At 70.5% G+C, this 24,876-nt stretch carries 25 protein-coding genes and 1 tRNA gene; 9 read left to right on the top strand and 17 right to left on the bottom strand.

Annotation, left to right across the window (positions count from 1 at the left end; translation table 11 throughout):
- Nucleotides 1–76: 76 nt before the first annotated feature.
- Nucleotides 77–733, top strand: coding sequence for an SDR family oxidoreductase (locus ACFYYF_RS05950; RefSeq protein WP_365493262.1), 657 nt, complete (start codon nucleotides 77–79; stop codon nucleotides 731–733).
- A gap of 121 nt (nucleotides 734–854) precedes the next feature.
- Here ACFYYF_RS05950 and ACFYYF_RS05945 read toward each other — a convergent pair whose 3' ends face one another.
- Both ACFYYF_RS05945 and ACFYYF_RS05940 read right to left on the bottom strand, forming a co-directional pair.
- Nucleotides 855–1,067 carry a hypothetical protein gene (locus ACFYYF_RS05945; protein WP_388771928.1) on the bottom strand — a complete coding sequence of 71 codons (213 nt, stop codon included), beginning with the start codon at nucleotides 1,065–1,067 and terminating at the stop codon, nucleotides 855–857.
- 466 nt (nucleotides 1,068–1,533) lie between these two features.
- On the bottom strand, nucleotides 1,534–1,800 hold the full coding sequence (locus ACFYYF_RS05940) for a hypothetical protein (RefSeq protein WP_388771925.1): 267 nt from the start codon (nucleotides 1,798–1,800) through the stop codon (nucleotides 1,534–1,536).
- A 327-nt stretch (nucleotides 1,801–2,127) separates the two neighbouring features.
- On the opposite strand from ACFYYF_RS05940, the gene ACFYYF_RS05935 reads away from it, so the two are divergent.
- Nucleotides 2,128–2,424: a hypothetical protein gene (locus ACFYYF_RS05935; RefSeq protein ID WP_388771923.1), complete on the top strand. Its 297-nt coding sequence runs from the start codon at nucleotides 2,128–2,130 to the stop codon at nucleotides 2,422–2,424.
- 171 nt (nucleotides 2,425–2,595) lie between these two features.
- Here the strand turns inward: ACFYYF_RS05935 and ACFYYF_RS05930 are convergent.
- A tRNA-Tyr gene (locus ACFYYF_RS05930) sits at nucleotides 2,596–2,677 on the bottom strand.
- 201 nt (nucleotides 2,678–2,878) lie between these two features.
- Here ACFYYF_RS05930 and ACFYYF_RS05925 point away from each other — a divergent pair.
- A complete protein-coding gene (locus tag ACFYYF_RS05925) occupies nucleotides 2,879–3,367 on the top strand; it encodes a YajQ family cyclic di-GMP-binding protein (protein WP_037627493.1) in 489 nt (162 codons plus the stop codon).
- A 115-nt stretch (nucleotides 3,368–3,482) separates the two neighbouring features.
- Here ACFYYF_RS05925 and ACFYYF_RS05920 read toward each other — a convergent pair whose 3' ends face one another.
- On the bottom strand, nucleotides 3,483–3,749 hold the full coding sequence (locus ACFYYF_RS05920; RefSeq protein WP_103554853.1) for a GlsB/YeaQ/YmgE family stress response membrane protein: 267 nt from the start codon (nucleotides 3,747–3,749) through the stop codon (nucleotides 3,483–3,485).
- A gap of 189 nt (nucleotides 3,750–3,938) precedes the next feature.
- On the opposite strand from ACFYYF_RS05920, the gene ACFYYF_RS05915 reads away from it, so the two are divergent.
- On the top strand, nucleotides 3,939–5,183 hold the full coding sequence (locus ACFYYF_RS05915) for an APC family permease (RefSeq protein ID WP_388771920.1): 1,245 nt from the start codon (nucleotides 3,939–3,941) through the stop codon (nucleotides 5,181–5,183).
- A gap of 38 nt (nucleotides 5,184–5,221) precedes the next feature.
- Here the strand turns inward: ACFYYF_RS05915 and ACFYYF_RS05910 are convergent, their stop codons facing one another.
- The 13 genes from ACFYYF_RS05910 to ACFYYF_RS05850 all read right to left on the bottom strand — a co-directional run bounded on the left by ACFYYF_RS05910 (nucleotide 5,222) and on the right by ACFYYF_RS05850 (nucleotide 17,350).
- Complete coding sequence (locus tag ACFYYF_RS05910) at nucleotides 5,222–5,788, bottom strand: SMI1/KNR4 family protein (RefSeq protein ID WP_388771917.1); 567 nt, start codon at nucleotides 5,786–5,788, stop codon at nucleotides 5,222–5,224.
- Between the two features lie 111 nt (nucleotides 5,789–5,899).
- Nucleotides 5,900–6,292: a YccF domain-containing protein gene (locus ACFYYF_RS05905; protein WP_037627077.1), complete on the bottom strand. Its 393-nt coding sequence runs from the start codon at nucleotides 6,290–6,292 to the stop codon at nucleotides 5,900–5,902.
- Nucleotides 6,289–7,152, bottom strand: a complete 864-nt coding sequence (htpX, locus tag ACFYYF_RS05900) for a zinc metalloprotease HtpX (protein ID WP_103548377.1) — start codon at nucleotides 7,150–7,152, stop codon at nucleotides 6,289–6,291. Before htpX ends, ACFYYF_RS05905 begins: the two co-directional genes overlap by 4 nt.
- A 207-nt stretch (nucleotides 7,153–7,359) precedes the next feature.
- Nucleotides 7,360–8,859, bottom strand: coding sequence for an NADH-quinone oxidoreductase subunit N (locus ACFYYF_RS05895; protein WP_388771914.1), 1,500 nt, complete (start codon nucleotides 8,857–8,859; stop codon nucleotides 7,360–7,362).
- The gene (locus ACFYYF_RS05890) at nucleotides 8,856–10,430 is read right to left on the bottom strand and encodes a NuoM family protein (protein WP_388771911.1); all 1,575 of its coding nucleotides are present in this window, start codon (nucleotides 10,428–10,430) and stop codon (nucleotides 8,856–8,858) included. The genes ACFYYF_RS05895 and ACFYYF_RS05890 overlap by 4 nt, the downstream gene beginning before the upstream one ends.
- A gap of 6 nt (nucleotides 10,431–10,436) precedes the next feature.
- A complete protein-coding gene (locus ACFYYF_RS05885) occupies nucleotides 10,437–12,428 on the bottom strand; it encodes an NADH-quinone oxidoreductase subunit L (RefSeq protein WP_388771908.1) in 1,992 nt (663 codons plus the stop codon).
- Nucleotides 12,425–12,799 carry an NADH-quinone oxidoreductase subunit NuoK gene (gene nuoK, locus ACFYYF_RS05880; protein WP_266761664.1) on the bottom strand — a complete coding sequence of 125 codons (375 nt, stop codon included), beginning with the start codon at nucleotides 12,797–12,799 and terminating at the stop codon, nucleotides 12,425–12,427. The genes ACFYYF_RS05885 and nuoK overlap by 4 nt, the downstream gene beginning before the upstream one ends.
- Nucleotides 12,799–13,464 carry an NADH-quinone oxidoreductase subunit J gene (locus tag ACFYYF_RS05875; protein ID WP_361676829.1) on the bottom strand — a complete coding sequence of 222 codons (666 nt, stop codon included), beginning with the start codon at nucleotides 13,462–13,464 and terminating at the stop codon, nucleotides 12,799–12,801. Before ACFYYF_RS05875 ends, nuoK begins: the two co-directional genes overlap by 1 nt.
- Nucleotides 13,461–14,084 carry a NuoI/complex I 23 kDa subunit family protein gene (locus tag ACFYYF_RS05870; RefSeq protein ID WP_388771906.1) on the bottom strand — a complete coding sequence of 208 codons (624 nt, stop codon included), beginning with the start codon at nucleotides 14,082–14,084 and terminating at the stop codon, nucleotides 13,461–13,463. Before ACFYYF_RS05870 ends, ACFYYF_RS05875 begins: the two co-directional genes overlap by 4 nt.
- A gap of 2 nt (nucleotides 14,085–14,086) precedes the next feature.
- A complete protein-coding gene (locus ACFYYF_RS05865) occupies nucleotides 14,087–15,055 on the bottom strand; it encodes an NADH-quinone oxidoreductase subunit H (RefSeq protein ID WP_388771904.1) in 969 nt (322 codons plus the stop codon).
- On the bottom strand, nucleotides 15,052–16,281 hold the full coding sequence (locus tag ACFYYF_RS05860; protein ID WP_388771902.1) for an NADH-quinone oxidoreductase subunit C: 1,230 nt from the start codon (nucleotides 16,279–16,281) through the stop codon (nucleotides 15,052–15,054). Before ACFYYF_RS05860 ends, ACFYYF_RS05865 begins: the two co-directional genes overlap by 4 nt.
- Nucleotides 16,278–16,946 carry an NADH-quinone oxidoreductase subunit B gene (locus ACFYYF_RS05855; protein ID WP_388771899.1) on the bottom strand — a complete coding sequence of 223 codons (669 nt, stop codon included), beginning with the start codon at nucleotides 16,944–16,946 and terminating at the stop codon, nucleotides 16,278–16,280. The genes ACFYYF_RS05860 and ACFYYF_RS05855 overlap by 4 nt, the downstream gene beginning before the upstream one ends.
- Nucleotides 16,937–17,350, bottom strand: a complete 414-nt coding sequence (locus tag ACFYYF_RS05850; RefSeq protein ID WP_361676844.1) for an NADH-quinone oxidoreductase subunit A — start codon at nucleotides 17,348–17,350, stop codon at nucleotides 16,937–16,939. Before ACFYYF_RS05850 ends, ACFYYF_RS05855 begins: the two co-directional genes overlap by 10 nt.
- Nucleotides 17,351–17,624: 274 nt before the next feature.
- Here ACFYYF_RS05850 and ACFYYF_RS05845 point away from each other — a divergent pair, with 274 nt between their 5' ends.
- From ACFYYF_RS05845 to ACFYYF_RS05825, 5 genes are all read left to right on the top strand, one after another.
- Entirely contained in the window at nucleotides 17,625–18,824 is a 1,200-nt protein-coding gene (locus ACFYYF_RS05845) for a sensor domain-containing protein (protein ID WP_361676847.1), read from the top strand.
- Between the two features lie 375 nt (nucleotides 18,825–19,199).
- On the top strand, nucleotides 19,200–20,555 hold the full coding sequence (locus ACFYYF_RS05840) for a sensor histidine kinase (protein WP_388771896.1): 1,356 nt from the start codon (nucleotides 19,200–19,202) through the stop codon (nucleotides 20,553–20,555).
- Nucleotides 20,556–20,937: 382 nt separating this feature from the next.
- Nucleotides 20,938–21,597 (top strand): response regulator transcription factor, encoded by a 660-nt coding sequence (locus ACFYYF_RS05835; protein WP_361677332.1) that lies wholly within the window; start codon nucleotides 20,938–20,940, stop codon nucleotides 21,595–21,597.
- Between the two features lie 235 nt (nucleotides 21,598–21,832).
- Entirely contained in the window at nucleotides 21,833–23,776 is a 1,944-nt protein-coding gene (locus tag ACFYYF_RS05830) for a 2-oxoacid:acceptor oxidoreductase subunit alpha (RefSeq protein ID WP_388771893.1), read from the top strand.
- Complete coding sequence (locus ACFYYF_RS05825) at nucleotides 23,769–24,848, top strand: 2-oxoacid:ferredoxin oxidoreductase subunit beta (protein ID WP_388771890.1); 1,080 nt, start codon at nucleotides 23,769–23,771, stop codon at nucleotides 24,846–24,848. The genes ACFYYF_RS05830 and ACFYYF_RS05825 overlap by 8 nt, the downstream gene beginning before the upstream one ends.
- Nucleotides 24,849–24,876: the final 28 nt, after the last annotated feature.

Genomic DNA, 24,876 nt, shown 5'->3' with positions numbered 1-24,876 from the left:
TGATCACCCATGTGACTCATGAGTCGCCCACAGGGTTGTGCGGCGAACGCGGTCATCCGGGCGTACGGTCGGAAACATGCGCATTGTCATCGCTGGTGGTCATGGTCAGATCGCGCTGCGGCTGGAGCGGCTGCTCTCCGCGCGCGGGGACGAGGTCGCGGGGATCATCCGCCGTGCCGAACAGGGGGACGATCTACGGGCGGCCGGCGCCGAACCCGTCCTGTGCGATCTGGAATCGGCATCGGTGGAAGAGGTCGCCGCGCATCTGCAGGGGGCGGACGCGGCCGTCTTCGCGGCGGGCGCGGGACCGGGCAGCGGCGCGGACCGCAAGCAGACGGTGGACAAGGGCGCCGCGATCCTGTTCGCCGACGCCGCCGAGCGCGCGGGCGTACGCCGGCACGTGGTCGTCTCCTCCATGGGCGCGGACCCGGCCCACGCGGGGGACGACATCTTCGACGCCTACCTGCGCGCCAAGGGCGAGGCCGACGAGTACGTACGCGGTCGTACGGGCCTGGACTGGACGATCCTGCGTCCCGGCGGTCTGATCGACGACGCCGGAACCGGTCTCGTACGCCTGGAGGCCTCGACCGGACGCGGCATGATCCCCCGCGACGACGTCGCCGCGGTCCTCGCCGAACTGGTCGACACCCCGGCCACGGCCGGCCTGACCCTGGAAGCCGTCAGCGGTTCGACCCCGATCTCCGTCGCGGTGAAGGCGGTGGCGGGGAACTAGCGCGGCGTCCACGGGGCGGCTCCCCGCGGGCCGGTGCAGCAAGTGCGGGCTTCATCGACGCCCGCTCAGCAGGTGTGGCTGTTCGGAGCCTGCTCAGGAGGTGTGACTGTTCGGGGCCTGCTCAGAACAGGGGGAGCTGGCCGGGGAAATCGGGGACGGTGTAGCCGTCCAGCGTGGGCTGCGCCGCCCCGATGAACGCTTCCCGGCGCGAACCGGGGCACGACACCAGTTCCCCACTCCCCCGCGCGCCGGGCGGGTCGTGCCGGGCGAACCGCCCCGCGACGACGGCGATCTCCCGACGGCACTCGGGGCAGTTCCTGCGACGCGACGACATGTGATCAGTGTGCCCCGGGGACCCCGCCTTCCGTCTCCCGCTCCTCACCGCCCTGCGCCGCGCGACCGATGAACCGCGCCGGAAGCGGGCGGACCCCTGCGCCAATTCGAGCCGCGAAAAAGACCTGAAAAACCCAGAAAGCGGCCGCCCCGAAAGCCGGGACGACCGCACGGAAAAACTGGGCGGGCAACTTCTCCACCCGACGGGAAGCGGCGGCCGAAAAGAAACACCGATCCGATCCGATCCGACCTGACCCGCCCCATCCCATCCCATCTCATCCCGTTTCGCGGAATCAAGATGTCGACGCGACGGCGGACCTCTCGGACCCACTCGAACCACTCGGACCGCCTTTGGCAGTCCACCCGCGGGCGGGGGCGGCACCGAACCGGTTGGTCAGACCGGTCCAGGCGCCCCTTGGGCGCCGACGGCCACCCGGCACCAACGCCTCTGCCCCAACTCACCTACCTCAAGCGGGCAGTTCATCCACGTAGCGCTTGGCCATCACGAGTGAGACATCAGGGTGGCCCTCGCGGACGGCCTTGACGGCCGCGACATCACCTTCGGCCCGACGAACCCCCTGGATCCGCTCCGCGTCGACCTGGCCACGGAACCCTTCGAACGATCCGTACCTGTCCCAGAATGCCTTCTTGCGCTTCTTCGCGGCCCTCTCACCGGCGACCCCGACAGCAATCGCAATACCGACTGCGATGAAACCCGCTATTCCCCCGAGCATGGTGCTCCTTCTCCACTGGTGCACACGGCACTTACCGTGCATGTCACTGCTTACGCCCGCCAACTTACCCGCCCCCGGACGAAGCAATGCGGGAGCCCGGCACAGGCAGTCGGCCACAGGCCACCCCCACGACTCACCGACCACGACACCACCCAGCCACTGAGCCACCGCCGAGCCACCGCTGCGCCACCTGCAGCCATTCGCGGAGCTTTATCCCCCTTTGGTGATACACGCGACGTAACAACCCGAACTTCCGATCTCGCGTATTAGGATCCGCCGCTAGCGTCACCCGACCGACCGTTGCTCACCCCGTCGCCAGGAGGCCCGATGATCGGCGTGCTCGTGACTTTCACGCAGCCCGACAAGTTCGATCGGTCAGCTCTCACCACGATCGCCGACGAGCTCCGAACCCCGTTCGAAGGCATGCCCGGCCTTCGCCTCAAGAGCTTCATGCTCGACGAAGAGGGCGTTCACGCAAGGAACTTCTACGTGTGGGACGACGAGGAGAAGGCCCGCGCCTTCTTCACGGACGAGATCGTCCAGAAGGTGACGGGGATCTACGGCGTCCCGCCCAAGATCGAGTTCCTGGACATCGTGGGCCTCGTCGACAACTCCGGAGCCTGACCCGCGGGGAGGCGCCACACCTCTCCTGCGCCCGCGCCCGCGTGGGCATGACAGTCCACCCGTCAAGCGTCCACGCATCTCCGCGCGGCACGCGACCGGACCCGGGAACGGAAACGAAGAAACCCCCTCCGACCTGCCGTGAAGGCTGGTCGAAGGGGGTTTACCTTCATGTGGCGGCGCCAGGATTCGAACCTGGGAAGGCGAAGCCGGCAGATTTACAGTCTGCTCCCTTTGGCCGCTCGGGCACACCGCCGGGTTTGCTGCCCCTGAGCTTCGCTTTCGCGGTGCTCCCTGGCAACGACGTAAACGATACCTGATGCTCGGGGATGCTTCGCCACCCAATTGATCGACGCTCGGGGGGAGGGGGGTGGCTAGGCTTATGCGGATGCGGCCGGAGGCCCACGCCGGGCTCCACTGCCGCCCCTACGCACCCCGATACAAGGAGCCACAGGACATGGCCGACTCCAGTTTCGACATCGTCTCGAAGGTCGAGCGGCAGGAGGTCGACAACGCCCTCAACCAGGCCGCCAAGGAGATCTCGCAGCGCTACGACTTCAAGAACGTCGGCGCCTCCATCTCCTGGTCCGGCGAGAAGATCCTCATGGAGGCGAACTCCGAGGAGCGGGTGAAGGCCATCCTCGATGTGTTCGAGACCAAGCTGATCAAGCGCGGCATCTCGCTGAAGTCGCTGGACGCCGGTGAGCCCCAGCTCTCCGGCAAGGAGTACAAGATCTTCGCCACGATCGAGGAGGGCATCTCCCAGGAGAACGCCAAGAAGGTGGCGAAGATCATCCGTGACGAGGGCCCCAAGGGCGTGAAGGCCCAGGTCCAGGGCGACGAGCTGCGTGTCAGCTCCAAGAGCCGCGACGACCTGCAGGCCGTTCAGGCCCTCCTCAAGGGCAAGGACTTCGACTTCGCCCTGCAGTTCGTGAACTACCGGTAGAACGCCCCGCAGGCGGCGTGAAGCGGCCACGGGCGTGGTCGGCGGTACGAGGAAGGGTGGGCACCCGGGGTGTCCACCCTTCTCGTCCGTCGGCCGCGCTCCCGGCGACGCCGCCTCAGCGCCGCGAGTCGCCGAACAGGATGCGGTACAGGATCAGCAGCACGAGCGAGCCGCCGATGGCCGCGACCCAAGTGGCGCCGTCGTAGAAGTGCTTGCTGACGGGGTGGTCCAGCCAGCGGGCGGATATCCAGCCGCCGACGAACGCGCCGACGACGCCGATGACGGTCGTTCCGACGAAGCCTCCCGGGTCGCGCCCCGGCAGCAGGAACTTGGCGATGGCGCCTGCCAGCAGCCCCAGAATGATCCAGCTGATGATGCCCATGGTCCGAGCCTGCCCTTCCGTTCTGTACTCAAGCTGTCCCGGCCCTGTGAATCCGATCCGTGCGGGCCGTGTCCGTGCTGTCCCCGGGCGGTGCCGATCACGTGTACCGCGTGACGTGTCGGTGCCGTGCCGATGAACAGGACGCCGCCGTGACTCCCGGCGGTTGCGGTGATCAGTAGGGTGCGGCGTATGACGTCGTCAGCACCCGAACTGCGCCGCGCTCTGGGAGTCGGTGACGCCGTGGTCGTCGGGCTCGGCTCGATGATCGGTGCCGGCATCTTCGCCTCGCTCGGCCCCGCCGCGCGGGCGGCCGGGTCCGGGCTCCTGCTCGGGCTCGGGCTCGCCGCGGTCGTCGCCTACTGCAACGCGATGTCCTCGGCCCGGCTGGCCGCCCTGTACCCCGCTTCCGGCGGCACGTACGTCTACGGGCGCGAGCGGCTCGGGGCCTTCTGGGGATATCTGGCGGGCTGGTCCTTCATCGTCGGGAAGACGGCCTCCTGCGCGGCGATGGCCCTCACCGTGGGCGCCTACGTCTGGCCCTCGCAGGCGCACGCGGTGGCGGTCGCCGCGGTGGTCGCGCTGACCGCCGTGAACTACGGCGGCATGCAGAAGTCGGCCTGGCTGACGCGGGTGATCGTGGCGGTGGTCCTGGCGGTCCTCGCTTCCGTGGTGGTGGGGTGCCTCGGGTCCGACGCCTCCGATGCCGGGCGGCTTGGCATCGGTCTGTCGTCCGGCGCGGGCGGGGTGCTTGAGGCGGCCGGTCTGCTCTTCTTCGCGTTCGCCGGGTACGCGCGGATCGCCACGCTCGGCGAGGAGGTACGCGATCCGGCGCGCACCATTCCGCGCGCGATCCCGCTGGCTCTGGGCATCGCGCTCGCGGTGTACGCGGCGGTCGCTGTCGCTGTCCTTTCGGTGCTCGGAACGGACGGGCTGGGGCTCGCCCCGGCGCCGCTGGCGGACGCCGTACGAGCGGCCGGGCTGCCGGGGCTCGTGCCGATCGTGCGGACGGGTGCGGCCGTGGCCGCGCTCGGCTCTCTTCTCGCTCTGATCCTGGGCGTCTCGCGGACCACGCTGGCGATGGCCCGCGACCGTCATCTGCCGCACGCCCTGGCCGCCGTCCATCCGCGCTTCCAGGTCCCGCACCGGGCGGAACTCGCCGTCGGCGCGGTGGTCGCCGTGCTGGCCGCGACCGTGGACGTGCGCGGCGCGATCGGCTTCTCCTCCTTCGGTGTGCTGGCCTACTACGCGATCGCCAACGCCTCCGCCTGGACGCTGAGTCCGGCCCCGGCATCGCGGGTCGTACCGGTGCTGGGCCTCCTCGGCTGCGTGACGCTGGCCTTCGCCCTGCCGGGGGCTTCGGTGGTCGCCGGCGCGGCCGTCCTGGCGGTGGGTGCGGCGGCGTACGGCGTACGGCGGTGGGCGGCCTCGCGCTGAACCGCCTGAGCGGGCCTCGGGGGCAGGGGTCAGGGGGGTCAGGGAGCCCGGGTGCCCGTCGTGCGTATGAGGAAGTCGGGCCACGGCGGGAGGTCCGCTCCGTCGTTGGACTCCTCGTACCAGCCCGTCCCCTCCAGCCAGGCGAGCAGCCAGGTCGCGAGGTCAGGCGCGTCCACGTACCAGGCCTGGTCGGCCCGGTCGGCGTTCGGCTCGAAGAGCAGCACCGTGCCGTCGGGGCTCTGGCAGTCCACGCACGCGTACATTCCGCAGCCCCAGTGGGATATGGGCAGGACGCCCTCGGGCCAGGGCCATTCGGGGTCCTTGCGGCCGCTCTCGCGGCTGGCGAGGTACTGCGGAACAGCCGCCGGTTCGCCCGAGGGCGGACCGGCGAGCAGGGACAGCAAGCCGTATTCCGGACCGAATCCGCCGTCCCCTATCCGGAGGTAGAGCGAGGCGAGCAGTGCGGGCAGCGGGAAGCCGAGGACGGCCTCGGCGCGGGCGACCTCGGCCGTGTCCACGGGCGCGGGGAGCGAAGGCCAGCCCCACGGGCGGGTGTTGCGGGCCTCCGTAGCGACCCGTGCCAGCAACTGCTCGATTTCGGTCATGGATTCATGATGCAGCGCGCCACCGACAATCGGGCGGCCTGTGGAAAACCCTCGCGCGAGACGGACGCCGAGCGCCTGACAGTGAGATGCGCGGTGACGGATCCGCTGCGGCTAACGCCCGGCGAACGGCTCGTCCGTGCGCACGATTTCGCGTCCCAGCGGGAACAGCGAGATCGGGATGAGCTTGAAGTTGGCGATGCCGAAGGGGATGCCGATGATCGTGATGCACATCGCGATGCCCGTGACGATGTGGGCCAGCGCGAGCCACCAACCCGCGAGGACCAGCCACAGCACGTTGCCGACGCAGGACGGCGCGCCGGCGTCGTGGCGCTCCACGGTCGTATAGCCGAACGGCCACAGCGCGTAGATGCCGATGCGGAACGCCGCGATGCCGAACGGAATTCCGATGATCGTGATGCACAGGATGATGCCTGCGGCGAGATACCCGAGGAACAGCCAGAAGCCGCTCAGGATGAGCCAAATGACGTTCAGAATTGTCTTCACTGCTGACGACCTGCCATCTGCTCGAGCCGGGCGATGCGCTCCGCCATCGGCGGATGCGTAGAGAACATCTTCGACATTCCCTGTCCCGGGCGGAAGGGGTTAGCGATCATCATGTGGCTCGCCGTCTCGATGCGCGGCTCGGGAGGCAGCGGGAGCTGCTTCGTGCCCGCGTCGAGCTTGCGCAGCGCGCTCGCGAGGGCGAGGGGGTCGCCGGTGAGCTGGGCACCGGACGCGTCCGCCTCGTACTCCCTGGAGCGGCTGATGGCGAGCTGGATGAGGGAAGCGGCGATCGGGCCGAGGATCATGACCAGAAGCAGTCCGAGGATGCCGGGGCCGTCGTCGTCGTTGGACCGGCCGACGGGGATCAGCCAGGCGAAGTTGACCAGGAACATGATCACGGAGGCGAGTGCGCCGGCCACGGACGAGATCAGGATGTCGCGGTTGTAGACGTGGCTGAGCTCGTGGCCGATGACACCGCGCAGCTCGCGCTCGTCCAGGATCCGCAGGATCCCCTCGGTGCAGCACACGGCCGCGTTGCGGGGGTTGCGGCCCGTCGCGAAGGCGTTCGGTGCCTCCGTCGGTGAGATGTACAGGCGCGGCATGGGCTGGCGGGCCTGCGTCGAGAGATCGCGGACCATGCGGTACAGGGCCGGAGCCTCGAACTCACTCACCGGGCGGGCGCGCATCGCGCGTAGAGCCAGCTTGTCGCTGTTCCAGTACGCGTACGCGTTCGTGCCGATCGCGATGAACAGCGCGACGATCAGGCCGGTGCGCCCGAAGAAGCTGCCGATGACGATGATGAGTGCGGACAGTCCCCCGAGAAGTACGGCTGTCCTGAGCCCGTTGTGCCGGCGGTGCACGGTAGCCCTCCAAGTCGTGCGGCGGGGGAACCCTTTGCTTGCTGATGCGCTGCTTCCACTCTTCAGTGGACCCTCCCGTACTGGTCAACGCCAGACGAGAAGCACTAGTTCCCTTGTGCGCACTGCCCGGCGCGTGGGCCGTCCGAGTGATTCGGACGGCTGTTCACGCGCGCGTGCCCCTCGAAGAGCCCTTTCGGGAGTGGTGCTTCAGAAGAGGGCGGTCTGCGAGAACCGCAGGATCAGCTGGGGCGCCCCGGACAGGACGACGCCGAGGACGGCCGTCAGGGCGATGGCCGCGGTGAGCGGGACCGGTACGCGGTGCGTTCCCGGCTCGCCCTCGGGGGCGCGGAAGAGCAGCGCCGTCCACTGGAGGTAGTAGAAGAGCGCGATCACCACGTTGACGGCCATGACGACGGCCAGCCAGCCGAGCCCCGCGTCGACGGCGGCCGAGAACACGGTCACCTTGGCGAAGAGGCCGATGATGCCCGGCGGCAGGCCGGCGAGGCAGAGCAGGAAGAAGCCGAGGACCAGTGCGGAGAGGGGGCTCTGGGCGTACAGGCCGCGGTAGTCGCTGATGCGGTTCAGGGGGCTTCGGCGGGCCACCAGGGCGGCCACGGCGAAGGCGCCGAGGTTCACGGCGGCGTACATGAGGGCGTAGGCGAGGGTGGAGCCGATGGCCTGCTGGGCGTCCTTGGAGTAGGCGGCGGCCGCGATCGGGACCAGGAGGTAGCCGGCCTGGCCGACGGAGGACCAGGCGAGCAGCCGCACCGCGCTGTACGCGCGCGTGGGCCGCTGCCGCAGCGCGCCGACGTTCCCCACGGTCATGGTCAGGGCGGCCAGGGCCGCCATGGCCGGGCCCCAGACGTCCGCGTACGAGGGGAAGGCGACGACGGTGACGAGGATGAGCCCGGAGAAGCCGACCGCCTTGCCGACGACGGAGAGGTAGGCGGCGATCGGCAGGGGCGCCCCCACGTAGGTGTCGGGCACCCAGAAGTGGAAGGGCACGGCGGCGGTCTTGAAGGCGAAGCCGACGAGGGTGAGGACGACGCCGGTCTGGGCGAGGGTGTGGAACTGTCCGTCGACGTGCTGGATCTCGTCCGCGATCCGGGTGAGATAGAGGGTGCCGGTCGTCGCGTAGACGAAGCTGACGCCCATCAGGCTCACGGCGGTCGCGGTGACGGAGGACAGGAAGAACTTCAGGGCCGCCTCGGAGGACTTCTTGTCGCCGCGCCTGATGCCGACGAGCGCGAAGGCGGGCAGCGAGGCGACCTCCAGGGCGACGATGAGGGTCGCGAGGTCGCGGGAGGCGGGCAGGAGGGCGGCGCCGGCCGCCGAGGAGAGCAGCAGGAACCAGTACTCCCCCTCGGGGAGTTCCCTGTCGGCGTCCTTCAGCGCGGTGACCGACAGCAGGGCGACGAGGAGCGCGCCGCCGAGCACCAGGAGCTGGATGACCAGGGTGAAGCGGTCGGCCACGTAGGAGCAGGTGTCACTGGCGCCCGTCAGGCAGAACGTGGCCCGGTCGCCGTTCCGCAGGGGCAGCAGCAACAGCGCGGAGGCGGCGAGGCCCGCGACGGACGTCCAGCCGAGTACGGCCTTGCGCGCGTCGCCGATGAACAGATCGGTGACGAGCACGACGAGTCCGACGACCGCCGCCAGGGTGGGCGGCGCGATGGCGAGCCAGTCGACGGACTGGACCAGGGAACTCATCGGGTGCCTCCTGCGAGGAGCTGCTGGACGGCCGGGTCGGTCAGGCCGAGCAGGGCCCGGGGCCACAGACCGGCGACGACGGTGAGGGCGACGAGCGGTGCCCAGGCGGCGAACTCGTAGGTCTGGACGTCGGTGAGCTTCGGCGACTCCCGGGGCGTCGCGCCCATGCAGACACGGCGTACGACGATCAGCATGTACGCGGCGGTGAGCAGCGTGCCGAACGCGGCGATCGTCATGAAGGTCAGGTAGGCGGGGCGGCTGAGGCCGGAGGCGGGCTCGAACGCGCCGAACATCGCCAGCATCTCGCCCCAGAACCCGGCGAGGCCCGGCAGTCCGAGCGAGGCGACGGCGGCGAAGGCCAGCAGGCCGCCGAGGCGCGGTGCCTTGCCGTACAGCGCGGCGCCGGACTCCTCGGCTAGGGAGTCGAGGTCGGTGGTGCCCGTGCGGTCCTTCAGCGCTCCGACGAGGAAGAAGAGAAGGCCGGTGATGAGGCCGTGGGCGATGTTGGCGAACAGCGCGCCGTTCACGCCGGTCGGGGTCATGGTCGAGATGCCGAGCAGGACGAAGCCCATGTGGCCGACGGAGGAGTAGGCGATGAGCCGCTTGAGGTCGCCCTTCGCGCCCTGCTTGGCGAGGGCCAGGCAGGCCAGGGAACCGTAGATGATCCCGACCACGGCGAAGGCCGCGAGGTAGGGGGCGAAGGTCCGGAAGCCGTCCGGCGTGATGGGCAGCAGGATCCGGACGAACCCGTACGTCCCCATCTTCAGCATGACGCCGGCCAGCAGGACCGAGCCGACGGTCGGGGCGGCGGTGTGGGCGTCGGGCAGCCAGCTGTGCAGCGGCCACATCGGCGTCTTGACCGCGAGCCCGATCCCGATCGCCAGAACGGCGGTGACCTGCACGGATGTGCTCAAGCCGCGGCCGTTGTCAGTGGCGAGTGCCACCATGTCGAATGTGCCCGACTTGATTCCGATCAGGAGCAGGCCCAGCAGCATGACGACCGAACCGAGCAGGGTGAAGAGGATGAACTTCCAGGCCGCGGCCTGGCGCTGGGCGCCTCCCCACCGTGCGATGAGGAAGTACATCGGGATGAGCACCGTCTCGAACGCGAGGAAGAACAGCAGCAGATCGAGGACGGCGAAGGTCGCGAGGGTGCCGGACTCGAGCACGAGCAGCAGGGCGACGAACGCCTTCGGGGTCGGGCCCGCGGGCATCTTGAAGTAGGAGTACAGCGCGCAGAGGAAGGTCAGCAGCGCGGTCAGGACCAGAAGGGGGAGGGAGATGCCGTCGATGCCGAGGTGGATCCGCACGTCGAGTGCGGGGATCCAGCTGATGTCCGTCGTGGCCTGCATCTTCGACGGATGGTCGTGGTCGAAGCCGAGCGCGAGGACGATCGCGGCGATGAGGACCACGCCCGTGACGGTCACGCCGTGCCGCAGCACCGCCTGTTCGGGCGACTTCCCCTTCAGTCCGGGCGGGGCCGGGAGAAGGGCGGCGGCGGCCCCGATGAGCGGGCCGACGACGATCAACGCGAGAAGAATCTGCATCACGGATTCACTGATATCGATCACGCCTGCTCACGCTCCCGTGGCGACGAGGAGGGCGGCGACCACCAGGACGACGGTGCCGGCGAGCAGCGCGCTCACATAGGTCTGCACATTGCCGGTCTGCGCCCGCCGTACGGCGGTGCCCAGCCAGCGGGGTAGGGCGCCCGCGCCGCGTACGTAGGTGTCGACGACCTCGCGGTCGAGGAACCGGACGAGTGTGGCTCCGGCCTGGACCGGGCGGGCGAACAGCACCGAGTACACGGTGTCGAGGTGGAAGCCGGCGGCCGCGTGACGGTGCAGCGGGCCGAGCAGCAGCCGGCCCGGGTCCGCCGGGTCGGAGGCGCGGGCGACGTCTCCGAAGGCGGGTTCGTGGGCGGCGATCACCTCGGCCTCGACGTGTCCGGCATCGGCGTCCGGGTGGGCGGCGACCGCTCCCAGCGGCACGCGCGACGCCGACGCGGTGGTGTGCCGCCAGGCTCCGTAGGTGACGATCCCGCCGACCAGGGCGAGTCCTGTGCCGAGCACCGAGGTGGTGAGGACCGGCGTCAGGTCGCGGCCGTCGAACCAGTCGGGCAGCGGGCCGAAGGCCAGACCGAACGCGAGCGAGGGGATGGCGAGCACCCACAGCACGGCCGTCATGGTGACCGGCTGCCTGCCGTGGTCGGGGGCCTCGGCTCCATGGCCGCGGAAGGCCAGCAGCCACAGCCGGGTCGCGTACGCGGCGGTGAGGACGGCGGTGACCAGACCGGTGACCAGGACGATCCAGCCCGCCGCGCCGGGGGCGTGCTCGGTGTGACCGGTGGCGACGTGCTCGGCGGCGCCGAGGACGGCCTCCTTGGAGAAGAAGCCGCTGAAGGGAGGGATCGCGGCGAGGGCGAGCAGTGCCACGGTCATCGTCCAGAAGGCGTCGGGGACGCGGAGGCGCAGGTCCTTCATCCGGGACATGACGGCCAGCGAGTTGGTGCCGGAGGCGTGGATGATCACGCCGGCGGCGAGGAACAGCAGCGCCTTGAAGGCGCCGTGCGCGAGGAGGTGGAACACGGCGGCACCGCGGTCGCCGACGGCGAGGGCGCCGGCCATGTAGCCGAGCTGACCGATCGTCGAGTAGGCGAGGACCCGCTTGATGTCGTCCTGGGCGAGTGCCGCGAGTCCCGAGCCGACCATCGTGACACCGGCCATGACGGCGAGGACGACCATCGCGGCCGCGGAGGCCTGGAAGACGGGGAGGAGACGGGCGACGAAGTAGATACCGGCGGCGACCATCGTCGCGGCGTGGATCAGCGCGGAGACGGGTGTGGGGCCCGCCATCGCGTCGGGCAGCCAGGTGTGCAGCGGGAACAGCGCCGACTTGCCCGCCACGCCCGCGAGGAGCAGCAGGGCCACGAGGGTCGGGTGGTGCAGTCCGCCGCTCGCGACGGCGCCGAGGACGGTGGTGATCCGGAACGATCCGGCGTCGGTGGCCAGCGCGAACAGACCGATGAGGAAGGGGACGTCGCCGAGCTTGGTGACCAGGAAGGCCTTGAGCGAGGCGGCGCGGGCCTCCGGGGTCTCCCAGTAGTGGCCGACCAGGAAGTACGAGCAGATGCCCATGATCTCCCAGCCGACCAGCAGCACCATCAGGTCGCCGGAGTAGACGACGAGCAGCATCGCGGAGGTGAACAGGGAGACGAGAGCGGCGTACGAGGGGTAACGCGGGTCGTCGCGCAGGTACCCAGTCGAGTAGATCTGCACGCAGGTGGCGACGACGCCGACGAGTACGGCGACGAGGGCGGCGAAGCCGTCGATGTGCAGGCCCAGCTCGATGGGGACCGAGCCGGTCGGGGTGAGTTCGGTGTGCGAGTCGATGGCCAGGCCGCCGCCCTGGTCCACCGCGACGCTCACGGCGAGCGCGAGCGAGGCGAGGACGGGCAGCACGGCGAGCGGGCGGACGAAGCCCGGGGCGGTGCGGCCGAGGAGGAGTCCGGCGACGGCGCCGAGGAACGGAAGGAGGGGGACGAGGACGGCGAGGGTGGTCGTGGTCACGCGGTGGCCTCAGCCTTCTCGGCCGCGGGGGCGTCGGGGTCGTCGGGGCCGTGGCCCTCGGCGGTGTCGCGGAGCTTGTCGATGTCCGACGTGCCGCGGTTGCGGTACACGGCGAGGACGATCGCCAGGCCGATGCCGATCTCGGCGGCGGCGATGGCGATGGTGAACAGGGTCAGGGCCTGTCCGGAGTGCAGGGTGTCGCGGGCGGCCTTCGAGAGCCAGACGTCGAAGGCGACGAGGTTCAGGTTGACGGCGTTGAGCATCAGCTCGACCGACATCAGGACCAGGATCGCGTTGCGGCGCGCCAGGACTCCGTACAGGCCCGTGCAGAACAGGAGGGCGGCGAGCACGGCGGGATAGGCGAGGTGCATCAGCGGACACCTTCCTTGTCCTGCTTGCCGTCGCGGCTTCCGGGGACGCGCGGGGCGGCGGCTGTCGTGGTCGCGGCGGCGGTGTCCGCCTTCGCCTTGCGGGAGAGGACGATCGCGCCGACCAGAGCGGCGAGGAGGAGGACGGACAGCGCTTCGAAGGGAAGGACCCAGTTCTGGAAGAGGCTGGCTCCCGTCACTTCGGTGGAGCCGGCGGCGGCGCCGTTCAGGTCGACCCAGGTGGTGCGGAACGCGTCGACGACGACCCAGACCAGGGTGCCGGCCGAGGCGACGGCGACGGCCAGCGCCGCCCAGCGGTTGCCGGAGTCGGCGTCCGGGGAGCGGCCGATCGGGGCCCTGGTGAGCATCAGGCCGAACAGAAGGAGGACGACGACGGAACCGACGTAGATGAGGACCTGCACCCAGGCGATGAACTCCGCCGTCAGCAGGAGGTATTCGACGGCGAGGCCGCCGAGGGCGACCACCAGCCACAGGGCGGCGTGCACCAGCTGCTTGGTGGTGACGGTGACGAGTGCGGCGCCGAAGGTGAGCAGGCCGACGAGGACGAAGGCGATCTCGACACCGGTCGGGGAGAGGAAGCCGTGGTGTCCGGCGGCGACGGTGGTGGCCGTGCGGGCCGCCGTTGCCGTGGCTGCTGCGAAGGTCACGACTGCCCCTCCTGCGGGCCGGAGGGAGGCGTGGCCGGAGGCTCCTCGGCCTCGGCCTGGGCCTGGGCTGCCTGTTCGGCCGCGAGCTTGTCGGCGGTCTTGCGGGCGGCCGCGATCTCCTTGGGCTCCTCGGCACCGGGGTCGAGGGCGGGCGGGGCCGGGACGGTCCACATCCACTCGCGGAGCTTGTCGCGTTCGTGGGTGAGTTCGTGGATGTCGGTCTCCGCGTACTCGAACTCCGGGGTCCAGAACAGCGCGTCGAAAGGACAGACCTCGATGCAGATACCGCAGTACATGCACAGGGAGAAGTCGATGGCGAAGCGGTCGAGGACGTTGCGGCTGCGCTCGCGGCCGCCCGGGGCGGCGGGCGGGACCGTCTCCTTGTGGGAGTCGATGTAGATGCACCAGTCCGGGCACTCGCGGGCACACAGCATGCAGACCGTGCAGTTCTCCTCGAAGAGGGCGATGACTCCACGGGTGCGGGGCGGGAGTGCGGGCTGGACGTCCGGGTACTGCGCGGTGACGGTCTTCTTCGTCATCGTGCGGAGGGTGACGGCCAGACCCTTGGCGAGGCCGGAGCCGGGAATGCGGGGCCGGGTGGGCGGGAGGGGCTCGGCCATGGTTACGCGATCACCACCTTGACGATGCCGGTGAGGGCGATCTGGGCGAGGGACAGAGGGACGAGGAGGGTCCAGGAGAGCTTCTGGAGCTGGTCCTCGCGCAGGCGGGGATAGGTGACGCGGAGCCAGATGACGACGAAGGCGAGGATCGCGGCCTTCAGGAGGGTCCAGACCCAGCCGAGGCCGTCGGCGCCCCAGGGACCGTGCCAGCCGCCCAGGAAGAGGACGGTGGTCAGGCCGCACAGGACGACGATCCCGGCGTACTCGGCGAGCAGGAACAGGGCGAAGCGCAGGCCCGTGTACTCGGTGTACGCGCCGAAGATGATCTCGGAATCGGCCACGGGCATGTCGAAGGGGGGCCGTTGGAGTTCGGCGAGACCGGCGACGAAGAACACGATCGCGCCGACGATCTGCCAGGGCAGCCACCACCACTGGAAGGCGTCCACGATGCCGGGGAGCGAGACCGTGCCCGCCGCCATCGCGACCGAGGCCGCGGTCAGGAGCATCGGCAGCTCGTACGCGAGGAGCTGGGCGGCGGTGCGCAGACCGCCGAGCAGGGAGAACTTGTTGGCCGAGGCCCAGCCCGCCATGAGCGAGCCGAGGACGCCCACGCCCATGACGGCGAGGACGAAGAAGATGCCCGCGTCGACGACCTCGCCGACCGCGCCCTCACCGGGGCCGATCGGGATGGCGAGGAGGACCAGGAGGTACGGGAGCAGGGCCACCGCGGGGGCGAGCTGGAAGATGCGCCGGTCCGCGCCCGCGGGGACGACGTCCTCCTTCTGCGCGAACTTCACGCCGTCCGCGACGAGCTGGGCCCAGCCGTGGAAGCCGCCCGCGTACATCGGGCCGAGGCGGCCCTGCATGTGGGCCATCACCTTGTGCTCGGTCTGACCGACGATCAGGGGGAACGTCAGGAACACGACGAAGACGACGAGGAGGCGGAGGGCGACGTCGAGAGCGTCGTTCACTGCGTACCTCCGGAGGGGTCGTCGGGGCTGGTTGCGGGCTTCGGGCCCGGTGCGGGCGTCGCCTCCGAGTCGGCGGAACCCGACCCGGAATCCGCGTCGGGCTCGGCCACCGAAGGGGGTTCCGTCTTGCCCTGCGTCTCGGGCTCGGGCTCGGACGCCCGCTCAGGCTCAGGTCCGGGCTCCGGCTTCGCCTTCGGCTGGTGCTCCGGACGTTCCGGTCGGGGCTCCGCGTCGTCGAACGCGGGCTTCGGCTGATGCCAGGGAGCGTCGGAGCTGCGCCCGGTCGACGGCCCGGAGGCGGGCGGCGCGGCCGGAGTGGGCTGTTCCTGGGCTCGTTGGCTGGCGGAGCCCTGGCTCGCGGTGCGCGACCGGCGTGCGGGACGCGCGGCCTCGGCACCGGAGGTGCCACCCGCGGCACCACTCGCGGCGCCGGACACGGCGTCCGCACCCGCGGCACCCGTGGCGCCCGCGGCCGGCACCGTCGTGTCCGAAGCCGCGGCCGGGACCGTCGTCTCCGGAGCCGTGGCCGGGGTCGCCGCGGTGGCAGGGGCGTCGGGCGCCTGGCTTGCCGAGCCCTCCCCCGCCGTACGGGACCTGCGGACCGGGCGGTCGCCTGCGGGGCGGGCCGCGCCGCGGGCCGGGCGGGACGGAGCCGGGGGGAGCTGGCCCTTGAGAGGGCCCCACTCGTTGGGGTCGGGGACGCCGGGCGGCAGCATCTGGCGGCGCTTGGGGCCGCCGTGCTCGGACTCGCCGGGCTCCTTCGCGCCGGGCCAGGCCTTGGCGACGCGGGCGGCCAGGACGAAGTCCTTGCGGAGGGGGTGGCCCTCGAAGCCCTCCGGGAGCAGCAGGGGGTCGAGGCCGGGGTGGCCCTCGAAGGTCACGCCGAACATCTCGTGCGTCTCGCGCTCGTGCCAGGCGGCACCGGCGTAGACGGAGACCGCCGACGGGAGCGCCGGGGCGGTGTGCGGGACGGTCGTACGGACGAGGAGGCGGTGCAGCGGGGACAGGGCCACGACGTGGGCCGAGACACGGAAGCCCGTGCCGGGTTCGTCGACGGCGCTCAGCCAGTCGAAGTAGGTGCAGCCCAGGGTGTCGCGGGCCGTCTCCAGGGCCGCGATCCAGGAGGCCGGGGGCACGTCGACCGTCAGGACCTCGTACGACTCCTCGGCCGTGGCGTCGGGGCCGAAGAGGTCCTCGGCGGGGCCGGGAAGCCAGCCGACGGTCATCGGTCCTCCTCACCGGGGGCGGTCGTGTCCGTGCCCAGGACGGTCGTGTCCGCTCCCGGGACGCTCGTCGCCGCGGGGGCCGGCGGCTTGACCAGGCCACTTTGGAGAGCCGCGGCGGAGGGGCGCGGAGAGCCGGAGCCGTAGCGCTCCCCCAGCGATTCGCGGGCGATCTTCTCCTGGAGCTTGAGGATGCCCTGGAGCAGGGCCTCGGGGCGGGGCGGGCACCCGGGGACGTACACGTCGACGGGGATGATCTGGTCGACGCCCTTGGTGACGGAGTAGGAGTCCCAGTAAGGGCCGCCGCAGTTGGAGCAGGCGCCGAAGGAGATGACGTACTTCGGCTCGGGCATCTGCTCGTACAGGCGCTTGACGGCGGGTGCCATCTTGTCCGTGACCGTCCCCGACACCACCATCAGGTCGGCCTGCCGGGGTCCCGGAGCGAACGGGATCACGCCGAGGCGGATGAAGTCGTGGCGGGCCATCGACGCGGCGATGAACTCGATCGCGCAGCAGGCGAGGCCGAAGTTGAAGACCCAGAGCGAGTAGCGGCGGCCCCAGTTCAGGACCACCTTCATGGGCTCGGGGGCGAGCCGGGCGAGCGCGCCGAGCCGCTTCGGCTCGGGCAGCGGCACCGGCTGCCCCGGGGCGGCGGGGGTCACGCCCATGTCAGGACGCCCTTCTTGTATGCGTACAGCAGGCCCACGGCCAGGAAGCCGAGGAAGATGAACATCTCGACGAGCGTCGCGGCACCGTAGCCGGGAGCGGCGAAGACCGTGGCCCAGGGGAAGAGGAAGATCGAGTCGACGGCGAAGATGACGTAGAGGAACGCGTACACGTAGTAGCGGACCTGGGTGTGGGCCCAGCCCTCGCCGACGGGGTCGACGCCGCACTCGTACGTCAGGAGTTTCTCGGGGGTCGGTACGACGGGCCGCAGCAGGCGGCCCGCTCCGAAGGCGACGGCGACGAACAGCACGCCGACGACGGCGAGCAGCCCGACGACCGAGTAGGACTGGAAGTAGTCCGCCGCGACGACGGCCCCGGTCGCCGTGACAACGGTCGGTTCCGGCACGTCAGCCCCTCACTCCCTGACCTCGTTGCGCCCCGTCGTGCGCCGTCGCGCACTCTGTGATGCGCCATGTTCGACGATCTGTACGGACGGGAGTCTAGGGCCTGCTAAAGAGAGCGTAAGCAGCCCGTCACACCCTCGGCCATCTCTCGGCCAACAGTGACGTGTTCACGTCTCACGGTGTGAACACGTTCCTCCTGGGGGTGGGGATAACCCCAGTGCATCGCGGCGGCCCACCTCATGGCGCGGCGGCGCGCCGCCGGGCAGGCTAGCGGATATGACCGAACGCATCACGCCCGCCGGGCCGTCGGACGCATCGTCCGACGGTGACCGGCCGCCCGCCGTACGTCTCGCCCTGGACCCGCAGACGTGGAGGGAGATCGCCCATCTCCTGGCGAACCTGCCGGCCTCGATCGTCGGGTTCGTGTACGTGGTGACGATGCTCGCCACGGGTGCGGGGCTCGCCGTGACCGTCGTCGGACTGCCGCTGCTCGCGGCCGGACTGCGGGGTTCTCGGCAGCTCGGCAAGGCGGAGCGGGCGCGGGCGCGGGCCCTGCTGGGGCTGCGGATCGACGAGCCGAGCCCGCTGCCGGTGCGCCGGACCGGCTTCTTCGGCTGGCTGTGGTCGAGCCTGAAGGACCCGGTGGGCTGGCGGGCGGTGCTGTACGACCTCATACGGCTGCCCTGGGGCATCGCGACCTTCACGATCACGCTGGTGTCGCTTTTCGTGCTGTGGCCGGTGCTGCCCTTCATCGCGCGCGGGCTGACGAACGTCGACCGGGCGATGGTGCGCGGACTGCTGTCGCCCTCCGACGAGTTGGAGCGGCGCATCGCCGAACTGGAGTCGGACCGCGGGGTGGTGGTCGACACGGCCGCCGCCGATCTGCGCCGTATCGAGCGCGATCTGCACGACGGGGCGCAGGCCCGGCTCGTCAACCTGGCGATGGGGCTCGGCCTGGCGAAGGAGAAGCTGCTGGAGGACCCCGACGCCGCGGCGTCGATGGTGGACGAGGCGCACGGCGAGGTGAAGCTCGCCCTTCAGGAACTGCGTGATCTGGCCCGCGGCATCCATCCGGCGGTCCTCACGGACCGGGGTCTGGACGCGGCCCTGTCCTCGATCGCCTCGCGGTGCACCGTGCCGGTGAAGGTGACGACCGAACTGGAGACGCGGCCGGCCGCGGCCATCGAGGGCATCGCGTACTTCACGGTCTCCGAACTGCTCCAGAACATCAGCAAGCACAGCGGGGCGAGGACCGCGTCGGTGGACGTCTGGCGGACGGACGACCGTCTGCTGATCCAGGTCCGGGACGACGGACGCGGGGGCGCCGGCGTCGACGGCGGCACGGGCATCGCGGGGCTCGCGGACCGGCTCGGTGCGGTGGACGGGCTGTTCGTCGTCGATTCGCCGGTGGGCGGCCCGACGGTCATCACGGCCGAACTGCCGTGGCGGGACCGCCGGAACGAACCCGTGCGATAGCGGTCCGGACGGGCCCGCCCGGGTTCACTCGATGGAGACCCTCGGCCGACGAGTTCGCCGGGGGTCTCCGGGCTCTCCGAGCTCTCTGAGGCCGCCGGGCCGCCAGGCCGCCAGGCCGCCAGGCCGCCAGGCCACCGGGCCGCCAGGCCACCGGGCCGCCAGGCCACCGGGCCGCCAGGCCACCGGGCCGCCAGGCCACCGGGCCGCCAGGCCACCGGGCCGCCGGGTCGCCGAGGTAGGGAAAACCCCCCGTACAAGACGCCGATCCGCCGCATGTCCCGTGGGGCTCACGGGCGGCACGCTGGAGGAAGAGGGAGCGGCCGGCTCGTGGAGCGGGCCGGGGCGCAGGACGCGACGAGAGAAACGGACGGACCGATGGCCACGGAGTACGGACACGGATACGGGCACCGCGGCGGGTCCCGATTCGACGAGGCGGACGCCGCCGGGCCGCGGCACCGCCTGCCGGCCCCGTTGCGGGCGCCGTTCGAGGCCCGCACCTGGCGCGAGTTCGGCTACGTGCTGCTGGGCCTGCCGCTCGGGATCCTCCTGTTCACGTTCGCCGTCACGATGGTCTCGCTCGGCGCGGGCCTGCTGATCACCTTCCTGGGCGTTCCGGTGCTCGCCGCCGCGCTGGCCGGCTGCCGCGGCCTCGGCTCGCTGGAGCGGGCGCGGGCGCGCGGACTGCTCGGTGTCGAGGTGGCCGAGCCCGAGCCGCTGCGGGCGGAGAAGCACGGGGCGATGGCGTGGATGGGCGCCGTGCTCAAGAGCGGCACGTCGTGGCGCCACCTGCTGTACGCGGTCGTGCAGTTCCCGTGGTCGGTGTTCTCCTTCGTCGTCGCGGTGAGCTTCTGGGTGTACGGCTGGGCGCTGCTGACGTATCCGCTGTGGTTCTGGGTCTTCCCGATGTACGGAGGTCAGGACGGGCTCCAGCTGTACGGGGACAGCACGCACTCGATCTATCTGGACAACCCGTTCGAGATCACGGTGACCGCGCTGGTGGGGCTGCTCTTCACGATGGCGACCCCGTGGATCGTGCGGGCGCTGACGAGCGTGGACCGGGTGATGGTGCGCGGGCTGCTCGGTCCCTCGCGGCTGGCCACGCGCGTGGTGGAGCTGGAGTCGGACCGCGGGGTCGTGGTCGACACGGCCGCCGCCGATCTCCGGCGCATCGAGCGCGATCTGCACGACGGGGCGCAGGCCCGGCTCGTCGCCCTGGCGATGGACCTGGGGCTCGCCAAGGAGAAGCTGGCCGAGGACCCCGGTGCCGCGGCGCGGATGGTGGACGAGGCGCACGGGGAGGTCAAGACGGCGTTGCAGGAGCTGCGGGATCTCGCGCGCGGGATCCATCCGGCGGTGCTGACCGACCGCGGGCTCGATGCCGCGCTGTCCTCGGTGGCCTCGCGGTGCACGGTGCCGGTGCAGGTGGAGGTGGATCTGGCGGCGCGGCCGGCACCCGCGATCGAGGGGATCGCCTACTTCACCGTCTCCGAGCTGCTGCAGAACATCAGCAAGCACTCACGGGCTACGCGGGCGACCGTGGACGTGTGGCGGGTGGAGAACCGGCTGATGATCCAGGTCGCCGACAACGGGGTCGGCGGGGCCGACGCCACCGAGGGGTCGGGCCTCGCGGGGCTCGCGGAACGGCTCGACGCGGTGGACGGCATCCTGGTGGTGGACTCGCCGCCGGCCGGCCCCACCCGGATCACGGCGGAGCTGCCCTGGCGGGGCTGAGACCCCCCGCGAAACGCAAGCGGAGGCCCCGGTGCATCCCACCGGGGCCTCCGCTTGAAGCGCGGGTACCCCACCGGGGTCTCGCGTGAGGCGCAGGCGGTACCCCACCGGGGTCACCGCGCCGCGCGGTGTCACCGCCGCCTCGCATCCGCGCACCCCGCCGAGGTGATCCCGGCAATCAATCAATCGTCACCGGAAACACCCCACCGGGGCGGCCCCAGCCCCTCCGCACCGCCGCCAGACCCCCTCTTCTCGTCGCCCGGGCGCATCCCGGTCCGAATGCTGGAATGCTGGGGTCTGTCGTACGAGCGGGCACGAACCCGGTGGAGCCGGGGGCGGCCGGGGGCGGGCTCTGGGGGGCCGAGGAATCGTGGAGGACAGGGTGCGGGTGGTCATCGCCGAGGATTCAGTGCTGCTCAGGGAGGGCCTGACCCGGTTGCTGACCGACCGCGGACATGATGTCGTGGCAGGAGTCGGTGACGGCGACGCGCTGATCAAGACCATCACCGAGTTCGCGGCGCAGGACGCGCTGCCGGACGTCGTCGTCGCGGACGTACGGATGCCGCCGACGCACACCGACGAAGGCGTACGGGCGGCCGTGCAGCTGCGCAAGGCACATCCGGGACTCGGTGTGCTCGTGCTGTCACAGTACGTGGAGGAGCGTTACGCCACCGAACTGCTGGCCGGTTCGACCCGCGGCGTGGGCTATCTGCTCAAGGACCGGGTCGCCGAGGTGCGCGAGTTCGTGGACGCCGTGGTGCGGGTGGCCCAGGGGGGTACCGCGCTCGACCCGGAGGTCGTGGCGCAGCTGCTGGGCCGCAGCCGCAAGCAGGACGTGCTGACCGGGCTGACACCGAGGGAGCGCGAGGTCCTCGGGCTCATGGCCGAGGGCCGGACGAACTCCGCCATCGCCCGCCAGCTCGTGGTGAGCGACGGCGCCGTCGAGAAGCACGTCAGCAACATCTTCCAGAAGCTGGGCCTGTCACAAAGTGACGGGGATCACCGGCGTGTTCTGGCCGTCCTCACATACCTGAACTCCTGACGAACTGACAGTCTGTCAGTTGTCGAGTGGAACCAAAGGGCGAGCGGGGAACGTCATGAGAGGAAGGGGCCAGGGGCGGGAAATATCGTGACACATCAGTATGTCAGGGCGTCTCAAAACAGCGTCCATCATGCGAATGGCCTAAGGAAGGCGACCCTTACCGACGTAGGGTTGAAAAAGGAAGGGTCTTGGGAAGGCCACTCCGGGACAGCCGCCTCAAAGGAGGTCCAGTTCAGTGACGAGCAAGGTCAGCAGCCCAACGGAACAGGCCGACGAAGCCGTCGTAGGAGAACAGCGCAAACCGCCGGGGGCGAAGGACGTCCGCCGGCTCGACCGGGTCATCATCCGGTTCGCGGGGGACTCCGGTGACGGTATGCAGCTCACCGGCGACCGCTTCACCTCGGAGACTGCCTCCTTCGGCAACGACCTCTCGACCCTGCCGAACTTCCCTGCCGAGATCCGCGCGCCCGCAGGCACCCTGCCGGGCGTTTCGTCCTTCCAACTGCATTTCGCCGACCACGACATCCTCACGCCGGGCGACGCGCCCAACGTCCTCGTGGCCATGAACCCGGCGGCCCTGAAGGCGAACATCGCCGACGTGCCGCGCGGCGCCGAGATCATCGTCAACACGGACGAGTTCACCAAACGGGCGATGCAGAAGGTCGGCTACGCGACCAGCCCGCTGGAGGACGGCTCGCTGGACGGCTACAACGTCCACCCCGTCCCGCTCACGACGATGACCGTCGAGGCGCTGAAGGACTTCGAGCTCTCCCGCAAGGAGGCCGAGCGCTCCAAGAACATGTTCGCGCTAGGCCTGTTGTCGTGGATGTACCACCGGCCGACCGAGGGAACCGAGAAGTTCCTGCGGACGAAGTTCGCCAAGAAGCCCGACATCGCGGCCGCCAACCTCGCCGCGTTCCGGGCGGGGTGGAACTTCGGTGAGACGACGGAGGACTTCGCGGTCTCCTACGAGGTGGCGCCGGCGTCGAAGGCGTTCCCGACGGGTACGTACCGGAACATCTCGGGGAATCTGGCTCTGTCGTACGGCCTTGTCGCGGCGTCCCGGCAGGCGGATCTGCCGCTGTACCTGGGCTCCTATCCCATCACCCCGGCCTCCGACATCCTGCATGAGCTGAGTAAGCACAAGAACTTCGGGGTGCGCACCTTCCAGGCGGAGGACGAGATCGCGGGCATCGGCGCGGCGCTGGGCGCGGCGTTCGGCGGCTCGCTGGCGGTGACGACGACGTCCGGTCCCGGTGTGGCGCTGAAGTCGGAGACGATCGGACTGGCCGTCTCCCTCGAACTGCCCCTGCTCGTCATCGACATCCAGCGCGGCGGCCCCTCGACGGGTCTGCCCACCAAGACCGAGCAGGCGGATCTGCTCCAGGCGATGTACGGGCGCAACGGCGAGGCGCCGGTGCCGATCGTGGCGCCGCGCACGCCGGCCGACTGTTTCGACGCGGCGCTGGAGGCGGCGCGGATCGCGTTGACCTACCGGACACCCGTCCTGCTGCTGTCGGACGGCTACCTGGCCAACGGCTCCGAGCCGTGGCGCATTCCGGAGACGGACGAACTCCCGGACCTGCGCGTGCAGTTCGCGCAGGGTCCGAACCACACGCTGGAGGACGGCACCGAGGTCTTCTGGCCCTACAAGCGTGATCCGCAGACCCTGGCCCGTCCGTGGGCGGTTCCCGGAACTCCGGGGCTGGAGCACCGGATCGGCGGGATCGAGAAGCAGGACGGCAGCGGGAACATCTCCTACGACCCGGCCAACCACGACTTCATGGTCCGCACCCGCCAGGCCAAGATCGACGGCATCGACGTCCCGGACCTGGAGGTCGACGACCCCACCGCCGGCACCGACACCGCGGCCACCACCCTTGTCCTGGGCTGGGGTTCGACCTACGGGCCGATCACCGCCGCGGTCCGCCGGCTGCGCACCGCGGGAGAACACATCGCCCAGGCGCACCTGCGCCACCTCAACCCCTTCCCGCGCAACCTGGGCGCGGTACTCAGGCGTTACGACAAGGTGGTGATCCCCGAGATGAACCTCGGCCAGCTCGCCACCCTGGTGCGGGCCAGGTATCTGGTGGACGCGCACTCGTACAACCAGGTCAACGGCATGCCCTTCAAGGCCGAGCAGCTCGCCACAGCTCTCAAGGAGGCCATCGATGGCTGACACGTCAACGGAAGGCCCGGGCACGATCGAGGCGCTTTCCCTGGTCCCCAAGGCCGACGCCAGGCAGTCCATGAAGGACTTCAAGTCCGATCAGGAAGTGCGCTGGTGCCCCGGCTGCGGTGACTACGCGATCCTCGCCGCCGTGCAGGGCTTCATGCCCGAACTCGGCCTGGCGAAGGAGAACATCGTCTTCGTCTCCGGCATCGGCTGCTCCTCCCGCTTCCCGTACTACATGAACACCTACGGGATGCACTCCATCCACGGCCGCGCCCCCGCCATCGCCACCGGACTGGCCTCCTCACGCCGCGACCTGTCGGTGTGGGTCGTCACCGGCGACGGCGACGCCCTGTCCATCGGCGGCAACCACCTCATCCACGCCCTGCGCCGCAACGTCAACCTGAAGATCCTGCTCTTCAACAACCGCATCTACGGCCTCACCAAGGGCCAGTACTCCCCGACCTCCGAGGTCGGCAAGATCACCAAATCGACGCCGATGGGCTCCCTGGACGCCCCCTTCAACCCGGTCTCCCTGGCGATCGGCGCGGAAGCCTCCTTCGTCGCCCGCACCGTCGACTCCGACCGGGGGCACCTGACCGACGTGCTGCGCCAGGCCGCCGCCCACCCCGGCACCGCCCTGGTGGAGATCTACCAGAACTGCAACATCTTCAACGACGGCGCCTTCGAGGTCCTCAAGGACCGGCAGTCCGCCGAGGAGGCGGTCATCCGGCTGGAGCACGGCCGGCCCATCCGCTTCGGCGCCGACGCCTCCCGCGGCGTGGTCCGCGACCCGCGCACCGGCGACCTCCAGGTCGTCACCGTCACCCCGGACAACGAGGCCGACGTCCTGGTCCACGACGCGCACACCGCCTCCCCCACCACCGCGTTCGCGCTGTCCCGCCTCGCCGACCCCGACACCCTGCACCACACCCCCATCGGAGTGTTCCGGTCCGTCGACCGGCCGGTCTACGACACCCAGATGGCCGACCAGCTCGACGCCGCCATCGAACAGAACGGCAAGGGCGACCTCGCCGCCCTCCTCGCCGGCGGCGACACCTGGACCGTCGTCGGCTGAACAGTCAGCAGGCAGTCAGCAGGCGGTT

It is taken from the genome of Streptomyces sp. NPDC001914 (assembly GCF_042891215.1).
GTDB lineage: Bacteria > Actinomycetota > Actinomycetes > Streptomycetales > Streptomycetaceae > Streptomyces.
This window is presented reverse-complemented; position numbering and strand designations above follow the sequence as displayed.

What these genes read in the sequence shown, in the direction of transcription:
- ACFYYF_RS05950 (WP_365493262.1), top strand. Translation starts at nt 77, where the DNA reads ATGCGCATTGTCATCGCTGGTGGTCATGGTCAGATCGCGCTGCGGCTG.
- ACFYYF_RS05945 (WP_388771928.1), bottom strand. Translation starts at nt 1,067, where the DNA reads ATGTCGTCGCGTCGCAGGAACTGCCCCGAGTGCCGTCGGGAGATCGCC.
- ACFYYF_RS05940 (WP_388771925.1), bottom strand. Translation starts at nt 1,800, where the DNA reads ATGCTCGGGGGAATAGCGGGTTTCATCGCAGTCGGTATTGCGATTGCT.
- ACFYYF_RS05935 (WP_388771923.1), top strand. Translation starts at nt 2,128, where the DNA reads ATGATCGGCGTGCTCGTGACTTTCACGCAGCCCGACAAGTTCGATCGG.
- ACFYYF_RS05925 (WP_037627493.1), top strand. Translation starts at nt 2,879, where the DNA reads ATGGCCGACTCCAGTTTCGACATCGTCTCGAAGGTCGAGCGGCAGGAG.
- ACFYYF_RS05920 (WP_103554853.1), bottom strand. Translation starts at nt 3,749, where the DNA reads ATGGGCATCATCAGCTGGATCATTCTGGGGCTGCTGGCAGGCGCCATC.
- ACFYYF_RS05915 (WP_388771920.1), top strand. Translation starts at nt 3,939, where the DNA reads ATGACGTCGTCAGCACCCGAACTGCGCCGCGCTCTGGGAGTCGGTGAC.
- ACFYYF_RS05910 (WP_388771917.1), bottom strand. Translation starts at nt 5,788, where the DNA reads ATGACCGAAATCGAGCAGTTGCTGGCACGGGTCGCTACGGAGGCCCGC.
- ACFYYF_RS05895 (WP_388771914.1), bottom strand. Translation starts at nt 8,859, where the DNA reads ATGAGTTCCCTGGTCCAGTCCGTCGACTGGCTCGCCATCGCGCCGCCC.
- nuoK (WP_266761664.1), bottom strand. Translation starts at nt 12,799, where the DNA reads ATGCACCTCGCCTATCCCGCCGTGCTCGCCGCCCTCCTGTTCTGCACG.
- ACFYYF_RS05870 (WP_388771906.1), bottom strand. Translation starts at nt 14,084, where the DNA reads ATGGCCGAGCCCCTCCCGCCCACCCGGCCCCGCATTCCCGGCTCCGGC.
- ACFYYF_RS05860 (WP_388771902.1), bottom strand. Translation starts at nt 16,281, where the DNA reads ATGACCGTCGGCTGGCTTCCCGGCCCCGCCGAGGACCTCTTCGGCCCC.
- ACFYYF_RS05855 (WP_388771899.1), bottom strand. Translation starts at nt 16,946, where the DNA reads ATGGGCGTGACCCCCGCCGCCCCGGGGCAGCCGGTGCCGCTGCCCGAG.
- ACFYYF_RS05845 (WP_361676847.1), top strand. Translation starts at nt 17,625, where the DNA reads ATGACCGAACGCATCACGCCCGCCGGGCCGTCGGACGCATCGTCCGAC.
- ACFYYF_RS05840 (WP_388771896.1), top strand. Translation starts at nt 19,200, where the DNA reads ATGGCCACGGAGTACGGACACGGATACGGGCACCGCGGCGGGTCCCGA.
- ACFYYF_RS05825 (WP_388771890.1), top strand. Translation starts at nt 23,769, where the DNA reads ATGGCTGACACGTCAACGGAAGGCCCGGGCACGATCGAGGCGCTTTCC.